The sequence below is a fragment of the Nostoc sp. CCY 9925 genome, from assembly GCF_963920935.1.
Lineage (GTDB): Bacteria > Cyanobacteriota > Cyanobacteriia > Cyanobacteriales > Nostocaceae > Nostoc.
On record NZ_CAWUDO010000128.1, the window covers coordinates 1 to 17,788 of the forward strand.

The 17,788-nt window shown below is 41.8% G+C and carries 10 protein-coding genes; 3 read left to right on the plus strand and 7 right to left on the minus strand.

Features of this window, described 5'->3' with window-relative positions; translation table 11 throughout:
* Nucleotides 1-73 precede the first annotated feature (73 nt).
* A complete protein-coding gene (locus tag ACM0OY_RS35175) occupies nucleotides 74-2,752 on the plus strand; it encodes an ATP-binding protein (protein ID WP_414573386.1) in 2,679 nt (892 codons plus the stop codon).
* Nucleotides 2,753-3,211: 459 nt separating this feature from the next.
* Here ACM0OY_RS35175 and ACM0OY_RS35180 read toward each other — a convergent pair whose 3' ends face one another.
* The 3 genes from ACM0OY_RS35180 to ACM0OY_RS35190 form a co-directional block, all read right to left on the minus strand.
* A complete protein-coding gene (locus tag ACM0OY_RS35180) occupies nucleotides 3,212-4,639 on the minus strand; it encodes an ATP-binding protein (protein ID WP_414573387.1) in 1,428 nt (475 codons plus the stop codon).
* A gap of 8 nt (nucleotides 4,640-4,647) precedes the next feature.
* The gene (locus ACM0OY_RS35185) at nucleotides 4,648-5,016 is read right to left on the minus strand and encodes a response regulator transcription factor (RefSeq protein WP_414573388.1); all 369 of its coding nucleotides are present in this window, start codon (nucleotides 5,014-5,016) and stop codon (nucleotides 4,648-4,650) included.
* A gap of 810 nt (nucleotides 5,017-5,826) precedes the next feature.
* Nucleotides 5,827-9,705, minus strand: coding sequence for a PAS domain S-box protein (locus tag ACM0OY_RS35190; protein ID WP_414573389.1), 3,879 nt, complete (start codon nucleotides 9,703-9,705; stop codon nucleotides 5,827-5,829).
* Between the two features lie 1,169 nt (nucleotides 9,706-10,874).
* On the opposite strand from ACM0OY_RS35190, the gene ACM0OY_RS35195 reads away from it, so the two are divergent.
* Nucleotides 10,875-11,123 (plus strand): hypothetical protein, encoded by a 249-nt coding sequence (locus tag ACM0OY_RS35195; protein WP_414573390.1) that lies wholly within the window; start codon nucleotides 10,875-10,877, stop codon nucleotides 11,121-11,123.
* A gap of 506 nt (nucleotides 11,124-11,629) precedes the next feature.
* Here the strand turns inward: ACM0OY_RS35195 and ACM0OY_RS35200 are convergent.
* A complete protein-coding gene (locus tag ACM0OY_RS35200; RefSeq protein WP_414573391.1) occupies nucleotides 11,630-11,851 on the minus strand; it encodes a DUF4327 family protein in 222 nt (73 codons plus the stop codon).
* A gap of 476 nt (nucleotides 11,852-12,327) precedes the next feature.
* Here ACM0OY_RS35200 and ACM0OY_RS35205 point away from each other — a divergent pair, with 476 nt between their 5' ends.
* Nucleotides 12,328-13,560 carry a cysteine desulfurase-like protein gene (locus ACM0OY_RS35205; protein ID WP_414573392.1) on the plus strand — a complete coding sequence of 411 codons (1,233 nt, stop codon included), beginning with the start codon at nucleotides 12,328-12,330 and terminating at the stop codon, nucleotides 13,558-13,560.
* A gap of 225 nt (nucleotides 13,561-13,785) precedes the next feature.
* Here ACM0OY_RS35205 and ACM0OY_RS35210 read toward each other — a convergent pair whose 3' ends face one another.
* The 3 genes from ACM0OY_RS35210 to ACM0OY_RS35220 all read right to left on the minus strand — a co-directional run.
* Nucleotides 13,786-15,549, minus strand: a complete 1,764-nt coding sequence (locus ACM0OY_RS35210; RefSeq protein WP_414573393.1) for a Rieske (2Fe-2S) protein — start codon at nucleotides 15,547-15,549, stop codon at nucleotides 13,786-13,788.
* A gap of 192 nt (nucleotides 15,550-15,741) precedes the next feature.
* Nucleotides 15,742-17,004 (minus strand): gephyrin-like molybdotransferase Glp, encoded by a 1,263-nt coding sequence (gene glp, locus ACM0OY_RS35215; RefSeq protein ID WP_414573394.1) that lies wholly within the window; start codon nucleotides 17,002-17,004, stop codon nucleotides 15,742-15,744.
* A gap of 222 nt (nucleotides 17,005-17,226) precedes the next feature.
* On the minus strand, nucleotides 17,227-17,788 hold a 562-nt coding region (locus ACM0OY_RS35220; protein WP_414573395.1), incomplete at its 5' end, for a sensor histidine kinase.

Genomic DNA, 17,788 nt, shown 5'->3' on the forward strand with positions numbered 1-17,788 from the left:
ACTCTGGTCATACCCCTCTATTTTCTAGAGGCTCTTACCAGAAACGAGCCGCACCGCTGCTGCCTATATTGCTGTGCCAGCATTGGTGCCTTTGACGGTGTGCAAACAAGTAAATTTATCCGTCCTATATGGCAATGCTTCCGTATCTCCGTTTGCTTATGCCAATTATGGTTTTCTTCTTTGCGGCGTTGTGGGAGATGTCGATTCAGGTTATCAGTTCGGTCAATTAGCTTTAAGTTTGGTGTCCAAGTTAAATGCTCAAGAAATCAAAGCTAAAACACTCTTTATAGTAAATATATTTATCCGACCTTGGAAACAGCATTTGAGAGAAGCTTTAGAGCCTTTGATGTCAGCTTACTCCACCGGAATCGAGACAGGAGATTTAGAATATGCAGGCTACAATCTACTGCAATACTCCTGTTTAGCTTACTTTAGTGGCAAAGAACTGACTGCCTTTGAAAGAGAGATAGCAATCAACAGAAATGCTATTCATAAAATCAAGCACGAAACAGCGCTGAATTATATAGAAACTTATTGGCAGGCTATCTTAAATCTGCTTGGAAAAAGTGAAAATATTTGCTGCCTAAAGGGTGAAGCTTACGATGAGCAGATAAAGTTGCCATTGTACGAGCAAGGGAAGGATAAAGCGGGGATTGCATACGTATATTGGAACAAATTTTTACTTAGTTATTGGTGTGAAAATTACTCAGAAGCGATTGAAAATAATGCCATAGCAGAGAAGTATTTGGACGGATTAGTAGGATTGCCCGTTCTTCCTATTTTCAATTTCTATGATTCTTTAATACGGCTGGCGGTGTATGGCGATAATTTGCAGCCTGAGCAGCAGGGCATTCTCCATCGCGTCCAAGCTAATCAAGAAAAAATGCAAAAATGGGCACATCACGCCCCGATGAATTTCTTGCACAAATTCTATTTAGTGGAAGCAGAACGGCATCGAGTTTTAGGTGAAAAAATAGAAGCGATTGAGATGTATGATCAAGCGATCGCTCTTGCTAAAGAGAACGAATACATCAACGAAGAAGCATTAGCCCACGAACTTGCAGCTAAATTCTATCTGTCATGGGGTAAACAAAGCATTGCCCAAACCTATATGACCAATGCCTACTACGCTTATGGTCATTGGGGAGCTGTTGCTAAAGTCAAAGACTTAGAATCAAAATACCCGCAATTGCTCGTCCGAGCTTCAAATACAGAAAAACTAGCAACAAAGCACCTAGAAATTCTTCAAACTAGTTCTACTACTACCGGAGGCTCTCATCTTCTCGACTTGATGACAGTGATGAAAGCTTCACAGGTGCTTTCAGGAGAAATGGTGCTAAGTCGCTTGCTGGAAAAATTGATGAAAAATGTCATCGAAAATGCTGGCGCTCAACAAGGTTACTTTATTGCCAAGCACGAGAATCAATGGATGCTAGAAGCAGCGGGAATGGTTGAAGGTAAAGACGTTAGCGTTGTTGTTAACTCGCAGTCAGAAACTAATTCACCTTTACTACCAGTTGGCTTATTCAACTATGTCGAGAGAACCAGAGAAAATCTAGTTTTAGACGATGCTCTAAAAGACTTCCGCTTTGTGGCTGATGCTTATATTGCCACTTACCAATCTAAGTCGATTTTATGTTTGCCACTGATTCACTCTGGCAAGCTTACTGGTATTCTTTACCTGGAAAATAATCTTATTCCTGGTGCTTTTACGCCAGAACAGGTGAAGGTGCTGAGTTTATTGACAGCCCAAATTTCCATAGCCATTGATAACGCCCGTCTCTATACCAATTTGCAGACTTACTCACAAGAACTCGAAGTTAAAAACGCAGCTTTGCAAGCATCTGAAACGGGAGAGCGAGAAAAAGTCGAACAACTCCAACAATATCTGGACAAACTTCAAAAAACCCAGGCTCAACTTGTGCAAACTGAGAAAATGTCCAGCTTAGGGCAACTGGTAGCCGGCGTTGCTCACGAAATCAACAACCCAGTCAATTTTATCTTTGGCAACCTCAACCATGCTAATGAATATACCCAAGAGTTGCTAAGACTACTGGAACTCTATCAAAAACATTACCCATCGCCCCATCCAGAAATTCAGGAAGAAACCCAAGCCATCGATCTGGAATTTCTGCTAGAAGATTTGCCCAAACTATTATCCTCTATGCGGGTAGGGGCAGACCGGATTCGTAAAATTGTTGCTTCTCTGCGAACCTTCTCGCGTATGGACGAAGCTGAGAGAAAAGCTGTGAATATTCATGACGGTATTGACAGTACCTTGATGATTCTGCAACACCGCCTGAAAGGGAAGCCAGAGCATTCAGGTATTGAGATTATCAAAAATTATGGCGACCTGCCCCTAGTGGAATGCTATGCAGGAGAATTAAATCAGGTGTTTATGAATGTGTTGAGTAATGCGATCGATGCTTTAGAGGAGTCATTAGTAACCAATCCAGAAAAAATGACTAGCCCAAGCATTACTATTCACACCGAACAAGTGAATGCTCATGAAGTCGAAATCCGCATTGCAGATAACGGTCTGGGTATGCCGGAGCCTGTTCTACGACGCCTGTTCGATCCTTTCTTCACTACAAAACCTGTGGGTAAAGGTACGGGTATGGGCTTGTCGATTAGTTACCAAATTGTCAACGAAAAACACGGCGGCTTACTCTATTGCAAGTCAGAAGTAGGTGGGGGTGCAGAGTTTATTATCCGCATTCCGGTTTCGCTGGAAACCAGCAAGCAACGTTGATGCGATCGCTCACAGCACAATACGCTTGGCTTTGTGGAAATTTATCTGTTTAGGCACGGAGGGGGAGCAGGGGGCAGGGGAGGCAGGGGGAGAGAAAAAGGCTTATCTCAACCGTATTGGCTTATAGCAGGCAACAGACAAAGAAAGTCTATTGGTGTTGGAGTTTTATGAGCAGTTTAGGACATAAAAACTATGCTTCAACTGATATAGCCGTAGTCACACAGGTTAGGACATTTTGAAAGCATGGAAGCTAGGAATGGTAATACTTTTACCTCCTGCCTCCTGCCTCCTGCCTTCTGCCTTCTGCTATAAATTCAGGAGACCGAAAAGTTTGGCGATCGCTCTGTAATAAATGGCTGTTTCAGTGGAGTTTTGCTTAAAAACGTGCTTTTAAACTGAACTTCCCCCCTGAAGAAAGTTCCATCTTCCGGTCGGTGAGCGGGACCGAACCGCATCTGCCTACTCCCCACTTTCTAATAACGGTAGACAAATCGTAAAAGTCGCCCCCTGATTGGCGGCGCTGCTGGCTGTGATACTGCCTTGATGGGCTTCAATGATGCGCTTGGCGATCGCTAACCCCAAACCGTTACTGCTACCTTTGCGAGAGGGGTCTGTTGTGTAAAACTGCTCAAAAATCCGGGGTAAATCATTCTCACTAATACCTAATCCCTGGTCTTGAATTTTCACGATCGCTTGTTTACCTTTGGTGTACCCAGAAATAAACACCAAAGAATCGGGTACTGAGTGTTTAATAGCGTTATCTAGCACATTTAAAATAGCCTGTAATAGTCGCTCTGGATCGCCTCGTAATTTTAAATCAACTACGTTTAACCGCACAGATACGCCAATGGCTTGCATCCTGGGTTCCATCGCATTGACAGCACGACTAATCAGACCGCGCAGTGAAAAGTTCTGCTGTTCGAGTTGAGTAACTCCTGCTTCTAAGCGTCCTAAATCCAGCAAATCATGAATTAGTTGTGATAAGCGTTTGATTTCATTGTCAATTGTTTGGAAAAAGCGATCGCGTAATTGGGGTTCTGCGTCTGCGCCACTTCTGAGTGCATCTACCGTTACCTGCACGTTGCTGATGGGTGTACGAAGTTCGTGGGAGACATTTGCTAAAAAAGCCCGACGTTCTTGATCTAAAGAAGCCAGTCGTTGACTCATGCGGTTGAGTTCTGCCGCTAATTGATCCAACTCATTGTTTTCATGGATAATCAGCTTGTCGCCAAAATGACCAGTACCCAGGCGAATCGCAAAGTTTTGCATGGTTTCAATTGGTTTTGAGAGACTGCGAGCAAAACGAGTGCTGATTAAGGCACAGAGCAAGATTGTAACCGCGAGAGTTCCCATAACGCTCCAAATCACTGTTGCAAACTGACGCTGAAACTGATCCAAAGTGATGGACATTCGCAGTACGCCCAGTAATCTACCGTGACGCGCAATTGGTCGAGCAATGTAGAGACGGTCTTCGGTTGATAAAACTCCTTTTGCCATCCCTTGTGCGGGACGATTTTGCAGAGCTGCCGATAGTCCGGGAACTTTGTACCAGTCTGTAACTTGTTTGTCTCGGAGTGGATCGGAAGTTGCTAAGAGGTGGGCTTGTTGATTGAAAATGCGGAGTGTGACAGTTTGTGGCGCTCCATACCGCCGCACTAGCAATTCTACCCGTTGGAGATCGTTTTCTTCTAAAGCATCTGCGGCACTCTCACTCAAGGCCGCTGTCCAATTCTCCAAATCCATGAGTCGCGATCGCATGAAGTAAGCATGGAACGACCACAGGATATAGCCTGCCATCAAGGAAGTTCCCAAAGCTATCAATAACAGATACGTGGCTAGGAGCTTAGCATGAATGGAATTTAATTTGATTCTAGGCAACCAGCCCATCTTTTACACTAATTATCTAAACGACGGCGTAATACTGTTTTAATGCGTGCTAGGAGTTCGCGAGTGTTGAAAGGCTTGGTGACATAATCATCTGCTCCCGCTTCCAAGCCCCAAATTTTATCAATATCTTGATCTTTTGCCGTCAACATCACAATGGGAACATCCGAAAATGCCCGAATTCGCCAACAGACTTCCATGCCATCAACCTCTGGCAGCATCAAGTCTAGCAAAATTATATCTGGTACTTGCTTGTGGAATTGTTTAATCGCACTATGTCCATCGGCTGCTGTTGTTACCGTATAACCTTCTTTTTCCAGTGTATAGGTCAGGCTTTCGCACAGTGGTGCTTCATCATCCACTAGTAAGATATGCGGCATTTGAAGTTTAGCATTAACATTAATTTCTAATTTTAACTTCTCAATGGAGTTGCTTTTTTGCCATCCGTCTGTGGGTCTGACTTTTCACGTCATGTGGAAAAGCTAACGCAAAACCTAACCCCCCAGCCCCCTTCCCTACTAGGCTATCCATTAGTCACATCTTTCTTTACAATCTTGAAACGTTTGTTTTGTAGGCATCTTAAACACTGAGGTGTGAGGCATACTTGACAAATTGGCTCTTAATATTCTCGCTAAAATTAGGTTTTTATTGAGAATTAACAACAGACCAATAAGGGTTGTAAGAAACGTGAGTGAATACTCTCGCAAATGTTGAGAAAGATCCGGGTAATGGATAGCCTACTAGGGAAGGGGGAGAAATCAAAGCCTCTCTCCTTGCAGGGGAGAGGAATGGAAGCGGGGTTTTCCAGATACCGTGAAAAGTCAGGTCTGTGGGTGGGAAGTAGGGAGTCGGGGGCGGAGGGGCGAATAATAATACCAATTCAAAATTCAAAATGACGCTCGCGGACACGGCTTAGCTGCGCTAACAAAATTCAAAATTAAGAAAGCCAGATATAACAAAGGTTTGGGAATATGTAAGTAGGTCGGTGTTGAAAATTGTCGTTATGACAAGGCAGGAGGCAGGAGGCAGAAGGGAAAAGCTTTTTGAGCAACTTTACTTTCCGTTACATACTTTGATTTTTTTGCGCCATTCTACTTATCTGTCGCATTCTTTTTTCAAATTGGTATAATTCATTGAGTCATCAGTCAACGAATCTTAATTACCAATTCTGAATTCTAAATTCTGAATCCTCAATTTTTAAATACTTGGTGTAATATTTTCAACAATTCTTTGGCTGTGTACGGTTTCGATAAAACTGCTTGTATATTATTATCAAGAGCTTCAGTAAAGACTTCCATTGAGTTAAGTCCGCTAGAGGCAATAACTTTAACTTGCTTGTTCATTTTTTGCAAGGTGCGAATAGCGGTAATTCCATCCATTTCCGGCATCATGATATCCATCAATACAGCTTTAATTTGTTGCTTGTACTGGGCATAAAGGGCGATCGCTTCAATGCCGTTACTGGCAGCAAGTATCTGATAATTGTGATTTTCGAGAATGATTTTAGCAATATCACGAATTTGAGCTTCGTCATCTACAACTAAAATTAATTCTCCCTCTCCTTGGTGCGCTTCTGAATTTTCTACATTCAATAATTGGGTTGCTTTGACTGCTGGTAAAAAAACTTTAAATTTGCTGCCTTTACCAACTCGGCTGGAGACTTTAATAAAACCGCCGTGGCTTTTAATAATGCCAAGTGCGGTTGAAAGTCCTAAACCAGTGCCTGTATTAACCCCTTTTGTAGTAAAAAATGGCTCAAAAATTTTATCTAAGATTTCTGACGGTATACCCATTCCATTATCGGCAACAGTAATCACAATATAATTGCCAACTTTGGCATCAATATTCATTTTGGTATAAGCTTCATCAATGAACTGATTTATCGCCGAAATTTGGATATTGCCGCCATCTGCAATAGCGTCACGGGCATTTACTATTAGATTCATCAACACTTGATGTAGTTGTGTGGTGTCTCCACTTACAGCCCAAATATCTTCTGCGATCGCGGTAGAAAATTCAATAGATTTAGGGAATGTTTGCTTAGCAATTTGAATAATTTCTGAAATCAGGTACTCAACTTGGATAATTGTGTGCTCTCCTTTAAATCCTCGCGCAAATGACAAGACTTGCTTGACTAATGTTGCTCCGCGTTTAGCGTTACTTTCTACAAATGCCATTAGCTGCTGACAATGCTCTTCGTCTTGGAAAAATTTGTCTTGTAACAATTGAGATGCGGCTAAAATTGGTGTCAATATATTATTTAAGTCGTGGGCAATGCCCCCTGCAAGGGTACCAATGCTTTCCAATCGCTGGGTACGAAAAAACTGCTCTTGGAGTTGTTTCTTTTCTGTAATATCTGTGTCAACACAAAGGATTGATTTGGGTTTACCGTTTGCATCCTGCATTAATGTCCAACGGCTTTCGACGACAATTTTCTTACCGGATTTGGTAATTTTATTTAACTCACCTTGCCAAGAACCAGTTTCAATTACGCTTTTTAATGGCACTTCTAATTGCGGTTGAGTTTCTGCTTGAAACAAAATCTCTCGGGAATCTTTTCCCACAACCTCTGTGGAAAGCCAACCGTAGATCCGCTCTGCACCTTTATTCCAAAATAATATTTGAAATTGTAAATCTCGAACTAATATAGCATCGGTGGCAATATCAAGTAGAGCCGCTTGTTCGGAGATTTTTTGTTCGTTGAGTTTGCGATCGGTGATATCTCTGTTTGTGCCGATCATCCGTATCGGCTCACCGATTTCGTTATAGTATACCTGACTTGTGCAATTTAACCAGTGTATACTGCCATCAGGCCACACAACCCGATATTCTGTGGTTCCTCTTCCTTGTTCAATAACACGGGTTATGCTTGCAACTACAGATTCGCGGTCTTCTGGATGGACTAAATTCAGGTACTCTTCAAAGGGCGGACATGAAGTGCCGCAAGGCAAACCATAAAGTACTCCCATATTGGCAGACCAAATAACGGTGTTGGCCGTCAGGTTCCTGTCCCAAATGCCCATCTGGGCAGTTTTCAAAGCTAAATTCAATCGCGCTTCACTTTCTTGCAGTGATTCTTCAGCGAGTTTGCGCTCGGTGATATCTTGGGCGATACCACTATAATATTTAATTTTTCCTTGCGGATCGCATATGGGAAAACCCCGATTCCAAATCCAGCGTAACGAGCCATCTAGTCGGAAAATCCGATATTCTGCTGAAGCTGACTGATTATTCAGTAGTTGTTCTATGAGTTTGCTGGCGCGATCGCGATCGTCTGGATGAACTGTGTCTATCAAAAACTCTGACTGCTCAAATAAATTCTCACAAGAACGACCCCAAATTTCCTCATAAGCAGGACTAATGTACAAAGGATGCAATGAATCAGGATTAGCAATCCAGATAACTGCTTGGGTGTTTTCGGCAAAATTGCGAAATTTCTCCTCACTTTGAGGCAATGCTTCTTCGGCAATTTGGCGATGCTGTAGTGCTGCTTGCTGTTCGGTAATGTCTCTTCCTACCCCTTGGATTTCAACAATTTCTCCTTTTTCATCTTTAATCCCAATACTCTTCCATTCAAACCAGCGGATACCGTTGACAGTCAATCCACGTCGCTCACCAGTTGTCAAGGAATGAGACGAAGATATTAAATTTGTTATATTTTCCATGACTTGCGGCAAGTCATCTGGATGAAGAAACTCAAAAACCGACTGACCACGAAACTCATCTTCTTTCCAGCCGAAGGTTTGACAAGCAGCAACATTGGCAAACGTCAACCGCCCTTGCAAATCAATGCGGATAATAATCTCCGTTTGGCTTTGTACGAGTTGGCGATAAAGGTTTTCACTTTGTCTTAATGCCTCTTCGGCCCGTTGGCGTTGGCTAATTTCTTGTTGCAACAGTATGTTGGACACAACAAGTTCTGCTGTCCTTTCTGCCACTCGTGTTTCCAACTCATCGTTAGCTAGGCGCAGTACTTCTTTTGCTTGTTGCCGTTCGCTAATATTGCGAAGTAACCAGCGCCAGCCAACCTGCTCACCTTGTGAGTTGTATATGGCAGCCACTTTGATGCTAGCCAGGAAAGGTTTCTTTTTCCGTGGTTTTAAGGAAATTTCCCACTCCTGCACCTGTTGGCAATTATTCAGTTGGGTGGTAAAGGTCTGGCGGTCTTCCTGAGCAACAAACACAATTAATGGTTTATTGACCAAATATTCTTGAGACATAGCAAGCAACGTCGCTGCTGCACGGTTAGCCTCTTGAATGACACCTGCTGCATCAGTTACCAAGTAACTATCTGGAGCGAACTCAAATAAATCCTGGTAACGCTGCCGCTCTAATTCTACTAGCTCACGAGCAGCGAGTAGTTCTTGATTTTGTTGCCGCAGTTCTTCTTCTACTGCCTGGACTTCTTCGAGGGCTTGCTGAAGTTCCTGATTAACCTCCATGATTTCACGAGATTGTGCCTCAACCCATAGTTTTAAGTGATTTTGAGTTTGGCAGCGCACTTGGTCTATTTCAATTTGCTGATTAACCTGCTTGAATTCATCTGTGGGTTTTTCTAAAGATTGCTGTAATCCTTCAACAACCCCAGCCATTTTTATCAAATCAAACGCTCGTAGTAAGTTAGCCTCATTGATGATTCCTACAAATTGTCCGCTATCGTCTAAAACCGGCAAATGGTGAATTTGGTGCTGGCGCAATAACGATAAGGCTATAAAAATATCCTGAGAATCTGATTCTCTGAGGGTAACAACTGGCTGCTTCATCACCTGAGCCATTGTCACCGTCGATAAGTCAATTCCATCAGCTATGAGTCTAACTACATCCTTTTGTGTAAAAATACCTAATAATTTTCTTGCCTCGATAACCAAGACGCAATCAGTTAATGATTGACATCTAAGGCTTAAATCCGATGAAATATCTAAGCTCGTTGGTGCATATTTATTACATCTTTCTTGACTCATTAAGACAATAGCTTCGACTACATAACTATCAGGGCTAATCGTTAATGGAGTACGATGAATAACCTGATGTAAGGTAGGTAAATTAATCAGCCGATCTTTGAATCGCATAGTTAATTAGTCAATTCTAATTATCTTGTTAATATCAATCAGGACGAGGTAGCACAAGCTAACAAAATAAAAAGCAAGTAAACTGGTGCAAATCAATAAGTTTCCTGCTTAAAGAAGGAATTAATCAAGTATATGGATAAATATGCCTTGTAAATTTCACTAGACGAATAGAGTGAAAACAGCACAATTTAGTAACTAAACCAGAAACAGCGAGTAGATAGAATTTTATAGTAGACAAACTCATTCTATTGTCAAATTCAAGTATAGATGAGTTGTTATTTAAAGAGATTACCTTAAATAATGCTCTTGTAGTATCACTTAGCGTCAAATTTTGGAAATTGATAATTAGTAGGACTTACGCACACTCTACGAATCCTTGGCGTTCTTCTCTACGAGAGGCTGCGCGTATCCCTACGGGGAAGCTCTTGAGGCAGGGGGAGCAGGGGAGGCAAGGGGAGCAGGGGAGGCAGGGGGAGAAAAAAAGGCTTATCCCAAGCGTATTGTGTTATCGCCCAAGTACAGAACTTCTCCCAAGGGAGACCTGGGCGTAGCAAGATCCCAAAAGGTGCGGAGGAAAGACTTATTGCAAGTTTTTTCTATGTATTAGACCTCTTGCAAAAGTTACTTTTCCAAGAGGGGGGAAAGGGAAAAGGTTAAAGGGAAAAGGGTTTTTATTAGCCCTTTCCCCTTTACCCCTTACCCTTTTCCCCACTTCTGCAAGAAGTCTATTCTTGTCTCCTTGTCCCCTCACTTGTTTATCTCTTTCTCCCATGTAGTTCTACCAGTAAAATATCAGGATCTGAGAAGGAAATAGTTAAACATCCTGGGGCAATACTGCTCGCTTTGTGCATTTTTAACTCGGCATTGGATTTGGGGAAAAGGTTAATGGTTCGACAAGCTCACCAACCGGGTAAAGGTTAAAGGTTTTTTCTTTCCCCCTTTCCCCTTCCCTTTTTCCCCTTAACCGACAAGTATTGCATCCTGGGGTCATTACTCAATAATTATGTATAAATATTATAAAAATAATAAGTATTTTTAATTTACTCACAACTTCCTCACATTCTGAGACTATAGTCAAAATATAGACAAATTAGTTTAAGTAACTACGGGTTTGTCAACTGGCTGCCTGGATTTGCAATAACACTTTTATTAACAGGATTTGACAAAATATGAATTACTGTCCTTGCTGCTCTGGTTTACTTTTAGAACATCTACGCGGTAGAGAAACTTACTGGTTCTGTCGCCACTGTTGGCAAGAAATGCCTGTTTATAACAACAAATCCAGTTCATTTGCAGAGGCCGTCATAGGTAAACTACCTAGCAAAGCTCAAAATATTGAACATACCAATACAACTATTTACGCAAGGCAACGGCAATCCATTACTGGATGGATTGGATTACAAGAGTTATCTGCCTAATACCAATTATTAAAAATACAATAGGTATAATTTCTTAGCATTTATTCAGTAATGACTTGATAGTAAATGTTAGGCTTTAGCCCGCTTATCAAGTATTACTTGACACAGTACGAAAAAATAGGGCAGTGGGGAGTCAGCAAAGAAGGTGACAAGCAATATGGTTCGGTTAAAGGGGAAAGGGGAAAGGGAAAAGGGTAATTTCAGACCTTTCCCCTTTTTCAGACCAAATCAGTGATGCAGAGCGCTTATCCGAACTGTATTGACGAGACAAGGAGATGGGGACGATGAGAAGGTAAGAAGACAAAGAGAAAACTTGCAATAAGTTTTTCTTTCCCATGCCCAATGCGCGTTTAACAACAACAAGAAAGTTATAGCCATTCTCTGTCAACTTGCACTAATTATGTTATGACCCCGAATTAATTCGAGGTTTTTTGCTTTTGAAAAATTGATTTGTAATTTGCTTTTTATTACGTTGTTGCTAATAATTGCGGCTTCTAGATGCAGCCTCACTCTTCATCCCAAGATTCGTGTTCTAGTAAGTCAATAATTCTATCTCTGAGTAGAAATTCGTTTTTTTCTAGCTCAAGTTCAAAATTAAGCCAGTCACGATGAGGAATATATTTACAGAGGGTATAAATTTGCTGCTGACGGTTAACAAGTCTCTTTTTAACAAGTTGAAGTGCTTCTTCCTTGATCAGCTCGATGTCATATTTAACCGTAGTTTTCATGGTTTGTTCCTTTGTTTTAAATCAAGGAATTACAGCAGAATTCAAAATTCAGAATACAGAATTCAACAGGGAAGTTAGACCGCCGACTTGGGTCGCTAGCAAAGCCATCGCCAAGGGCGAAGGAAACTTCAGAGAGAAAAACAGGGTTAATACCTGTTTTCAGGATTTAGCTTGTCTAGTTCACTAACTTGAAATTTGCTGTAAGAATCAAAACAATACTTGCTTTGACTCTACCTTAAACTTATCAAAAAAATTCGCAAAAATTGTGAAGAATCAAGACATTAATGCTTGCGGGAAATTAGATATGTCAGTAAGATACTCTTTGGTCTTCTAAGTATACCTCCTTCAGATAGAGCTTTTTGGAAGGTAAGAAGGCTGGTATGACAAACTGTAAACAGAGAACGATGCAGATGCTCTCTGGGCGACTTGCCAAGAGTTAGGCTAGGGTAAAGAACGTTCTCTAGAGAATTTTTACCATGCTCCTGAATGTTGATAAAGTTCGTCAATATTTTCCCGCTCTTGCTGGTGAATGGACTTTTTTTGATAATGCTGGCGGGTCACAAACCCTGAAAAAAGTAGTAGATAGAATTAGCGAATTTCTCTTGACTTCTGATGTTCAGTTGGGAGCTTCTTATGGAATTTCCCAACTTGCAGGAGAACGATTGGCTTTAGCAACTAGGGGGATGGCTACTTTCATTAATGCCAATTCTCCCCAAGAAGTGGTGATGGGACCATCTACTACCATGATGTTGAGAGTTCTTTCAATTTGTTTGGGTCAAACCTTCACACCTGGTGATGAGATTATTGTTACTAATTGTGACCATGAGGCGAATATTGGTGCTTGGGTTGCTCTGGAAAAGCAAGGAATCAAGATTAAAGTGTGGCAAATTCGCTCAGATACCTTGGAACTCGATCTAGCAGATTTAGAACCATTGATGAGTCAGCGCACAAAATTAGTAGCCTTAACTCATGCTTCTAATATTTTGGGAACTATCAATCCTATTAAAGAAATTGCTGCGTTTGTACACGATCGCGGTGCTATGATTTGTGTCGATGGTGTAGCTTATGCACCACACAGATTAATTGATGTCCAAGATTTAGATGTCGATTTTTATACTTTGAGTTTTTATAAAGCCTATGGTCCACATCATGCTTTACTTTATGGGAAAAAAGAACATTTATTAAGATTACCTGGGCTGAACCATTATTTTATTCAACAAACAGATATACCTTATAAGTTTCAACTAGGAAATGTCAACTTTGAATTAAGTTATGGAATGTTGGGTTTATGTGATTATCTGAGTGAATTAGCACAACTACACTATGACAATCAAGCTGCACCTGATTTGAGAAATCAGATGGTACAGGCGTTTGATTTAATTAGCATACATGAAGAGAAGATTAGCGATCGCCTTTTAAATTACCTCAATACCAAGTCTAATGTCCGAATTATTGGTCAATCAAAAGCTGACCACAATTCCCGTGTGCCAACTATATCTTTTGTTGTCGATGGAATGCATAGTTCAACGATTCCGCTAAAAATTGACCAACATTATATCGGGATTCGCTACGGAGACTTTTATGCCAAACGGTTAATTGAATATTTGGGTTTAGCATCCCAAGGTGGAATAATCAGGGTGAGTATGGTACATTACAACACCCTTGAGGAAGTTAATAGTTTAATTGAGGCTTTTGAGCAGGTATTTTAACATTGGGCATTGGAAATTAGCAGGAGAATTTAAAATGGTCAGCAGCCTTAAAGAACTAATGGATGAGCCAGAATTGCGGCATAGTGCTATCGCTCTATGTTTGCCACTGCTATTAGTCAAGTGCAATCCCCTGCCGATAATTAAAATTAGGGGCAAGGAATCCGATTATTCGAGCAGGTTATTTTCGCTATTGCCTATTCCTTATTGCCTGCCAGAAGGGCTTGGTCAAGTTTCTTCAAATAACCGATCGCCTCGATGTAATCTATAAGCAATTTGATAAGTTTGTCCTTGCGATCGCATTGTGGGAGAATGGGCTGCTAAATACCGAGAAGCTGCAACCAATACATGAATACCAGCCGGAGTATGACCCAGGAGGGAGTACTGACGAAAAGCTGCTTCTATTTCTTGGATTACATGAAAATTACGATTTTCTCGCAGCATCATTTTTCCCAGCATCGCCATGAGTCTTTGAGCAGAACCACCACTATATAAATAGTTAGCCACTAATTTACCTGTCTGGTTTACTTGCTGCTGACGATTTAATAATTCCGGTAGCTGCTGGAGTAATTCTTCAGGATTTTCAACGGAATCTTTAGGTTCTGGAAGCCTTGCCGGTGGTACATTCAAAAAACGATTTAAGTACACACTCATCGCCGCATCAAACACACCTCTGAGGAGTTCCACTGTTGGTACTCGTCGTAACCCTTGATGTACGGCGTTAGCAAAAGTAAATGGATGATGTGCTGAATCCCAATCTCCAAAGTCATTGTTGGTATTAAAACGAGCTACACGCAGGGCTGCCGTATAAGTAACTACGCTTGCTAATTGTTCTTCAGTACAACCTGCTTGCAGTGCATTCAGTAGCGAATTGGCGATCGCTTGTGGGTCTTCACCTAATAAAATTGGTACTAATTCATCCCAGTTAGACCAAGTTTCTTGTCGAGATTTCCCTGCACTTAAAACAGTGGGTAATTGCTCGAAAGCTGACTCTAAAATTGTTACCAAATCCACAGGGTAGCGCCAGGAATTAGATTCTTCCATGCGGGACGCATTAGCTAAACCCGAAACTAAGCTAGCGAGAATTGGTTCTGCTGCTTGCCAATTCACAGTATCAAGGGCTTCTAGTGCTTTGTTGATAAAATCAAGCGTGTGCCCAATATCCAGATAGCGATGGTCTGTAGCAGCACAGAATAACATATCTGCAACTTGCTCTTCATTAGCCCCTGAGCGGATAGCAGATACCAAACATCTTTGAGCGGCTTCACCATCCCGTACCTCAATAAATTGGCGAAACCAGCTTTTAAGAGTTGGAAAATCAACTGTAGAGTTAGGTAATGGGTGAACGGGAAACAGAGGCGGCGCACCTGCGCTATCATTAGCTACTGCCGAAAGTCCTTGAAATAAAGCACGGGGTTTATCTTCTGTATCTAGATAAGGTAGTAGATTCATCATGCAGGTGTGGATAGTTAAACCAGTACTCCAACCTGCTTTGTTGTAACGAGTGCCAAATTCTAGCCCCATTTGAAATGGTTGGGCCGGATTTACTTCTAGATCTAAAAGTGCGATCGTGGATTTAGCAATCACCAAAGAAATATTCTGCTTTAAACCATCTTGGAGACGTTCGCTTTGGTGAGCGTGAGGGTTAACTGGCGGTGCTAAATTTACCCAAACTTCACCATCGCGGATTTCTATGGGAAAAGAAGGCACATCATCTGCCCAAGAGTCAAAGGTTCCACCACTAGCAACATCGAAGCGGGCATAATGCCAAGGGCAGGTAACAATACCATCTTTGCAAGTGCTACCTTCCAGGGGAAAACCCATGTGTGGACAACGGTTATCTATTGCATAGACTCTATTGTCTGAATAAAACAAAACAATAGTATGTTTTTCCTTGTGGACTAATAAGCTGCCTGCTGCCTGAACATCTGCAAGTTTAGCAACACGGGTATAATCATCTTGATCAGTTGGAACTTCAAATATTTGAGTCATTTAATTTGCACCCAAATGGAATAAAAAGCTTTACTTCTACTGTGGCAAAATTTTCCTTGATTTGAGCTTCGTAGAATTCTAATTTTTGTTAATAATACCTCTACCCCTCGCAGCGAAGGTCTAAGCAAACAAAACTGGTCTTGCAGACGCGATGAATCGCGTCTCTACATGAATATTTTAAATCAGGTGATTTTAAGGCGTAATCAATTGCAAAACTTGTACCTCTTGTTGTGGAGAAATTAATGTTTTACCCAGCGGGAGAACAGCTAAAGCATTGGTTTGAGCTAAATTAATTAAATTGCCAGAACTATGACTACCGCCAGCTTTGTGAAATTCATAAACTCCATCAATTAAATGCAATTTACCCCAAAGATAAGTTTCACGCTTACCATCCGATCGCAATTCATCATGCGATCGCACTTTTAAATATACTGGTTCCCAACCTGCTCTAATTCCTGAAAGTTTTTTGATGGCTGGTAGCACAAACCGCCAAAAAGTTACTAATACAGATGCCGGATTTCCTGGTAATCCAAAGTAGACGGGGAATTTTGTAGAGACGCGATTCATCGCGTCTGTACGAAAGGTGGCGACGGTGAGGGGTTTACCTGGCCTGATGTTTACAGCCCGAATGTGGATTTTGGCTTCTAGTGATTCGAGAATTTTGTCAACATAGTCATAATCTCCCACTGAAACACCGCCGGAAGATAGAACTATATCAGCGATCGCAGCAGCATCAGTAATAACTTTCCTCAAGGCAACTGGTTCATCTTTGACAATGCCCAATAGTAATGGTTCTGCCCCACATTCTTTGACTAAAGCTGCCAGCGCATACTGATTAGAATCCACAATTTGCCCTGGTTGCAACGATTCATCAACTGTTACCAACTCGTCACCAGTGGAAAAAATTGCTACACGCGGACGGCGGTAAACATTCAACTTTGGACACTGTGCTGCTGCCAACACGGCAATTTCTGGGGCATTTAACTTAATACCTGCTGGTAGTAATTGTGTTCCAGCTTGGTAAAAAGCTGCTTTGTGTCTGACAAATTCTTGGGGTTGTGGCGCAGCTAGGATAAAAACCCGGTTTTCTTGCCGTCGCGTCTTTTCTTGCATCACAACAGTATCGGCGGCTGCTGGCATCAACGCACCTGTGAAAATCCGCGCTGCTTGTCCTGCTTGAATCGTAGACTTGGGCTGATATCCAGCCGGAATCTCTTCAATAATTTCCAAAACAGTTGGTTGTTCGGCGCTAGAGTGCTGCACATCTTCGTACCGGACTGCATACCCATCCATCGCTGAGTTATCCCAATGGGGAAAATCTAGGGGACTGGTGACAGGTACTGCCAAAATCCGACTATCGCCTGCCAATAAATCTACAACTTCTGTATCCCGCTGGTTGTCCAACGGCTGCACCAAATTTAAGATAATTGCTTGTGCCTCGCTGACTGATAGCATAGCCAATGGCTCCAGTTTTGTACTCTTAAGTCCTAGTGAGTTCGACGAACCTCTCCCTGCCTTGAACTAAAGTTCAAGTCTGTCCCTCTCCGATTCGGAGAGGGACGGTTTTGCGTAGTAAAACCAGGGAGAGGTTTTTTGATTGAGCTTAGGATATAAGCTATCGAACTCACATTAAGTTAATCAATATAGCGATCGCACACAAGAGGACAAACCTAATAATCAAAGTTTTAGGGGAAGGTTAATTTGAAAAGTTGAACCTTGACCAATTGTACTTTTGACAGTTATTTGCCCATTGTATCCTTGCACAATCTGTTGAGCGATCGCCAGTCCCAGTCCGAAGCCGCCTGTTTGCCGAGAGCGAACGGTATCTACACGATAAAAGCGATCGAAAATATGGGGTAAATCAGCACCCGGAATGCCAATGCCGTTGTCTTTAACTTGAATTACCGCCCAGTGAGACTGGGTAAAAAGATTTAATTCTACCTTCCCTCCTGCTGGGGTGTATTTGAAAGCATTAGTCAGTAGATTAATCACCGCTTGCTTGAGCAAATTGGCATCAGCTTCTAACATCACTGGTTCTTGTGGAAACTGGGCGTTGAAATTGAGGTTTTGGGCAGGAGCCTGAGCCGCGAAATCCTCAGCAAGGGATTTCAAGATTTCCTGCAAATCAACAGGTTTTAATATGGTGTTCGTCAGCGAACCATTATGACGCGACAAGAAAAGCAGATTAGGGACTTCCAGAGAATAAAATATACAGTTAACAAAAATGATAATCATTCTG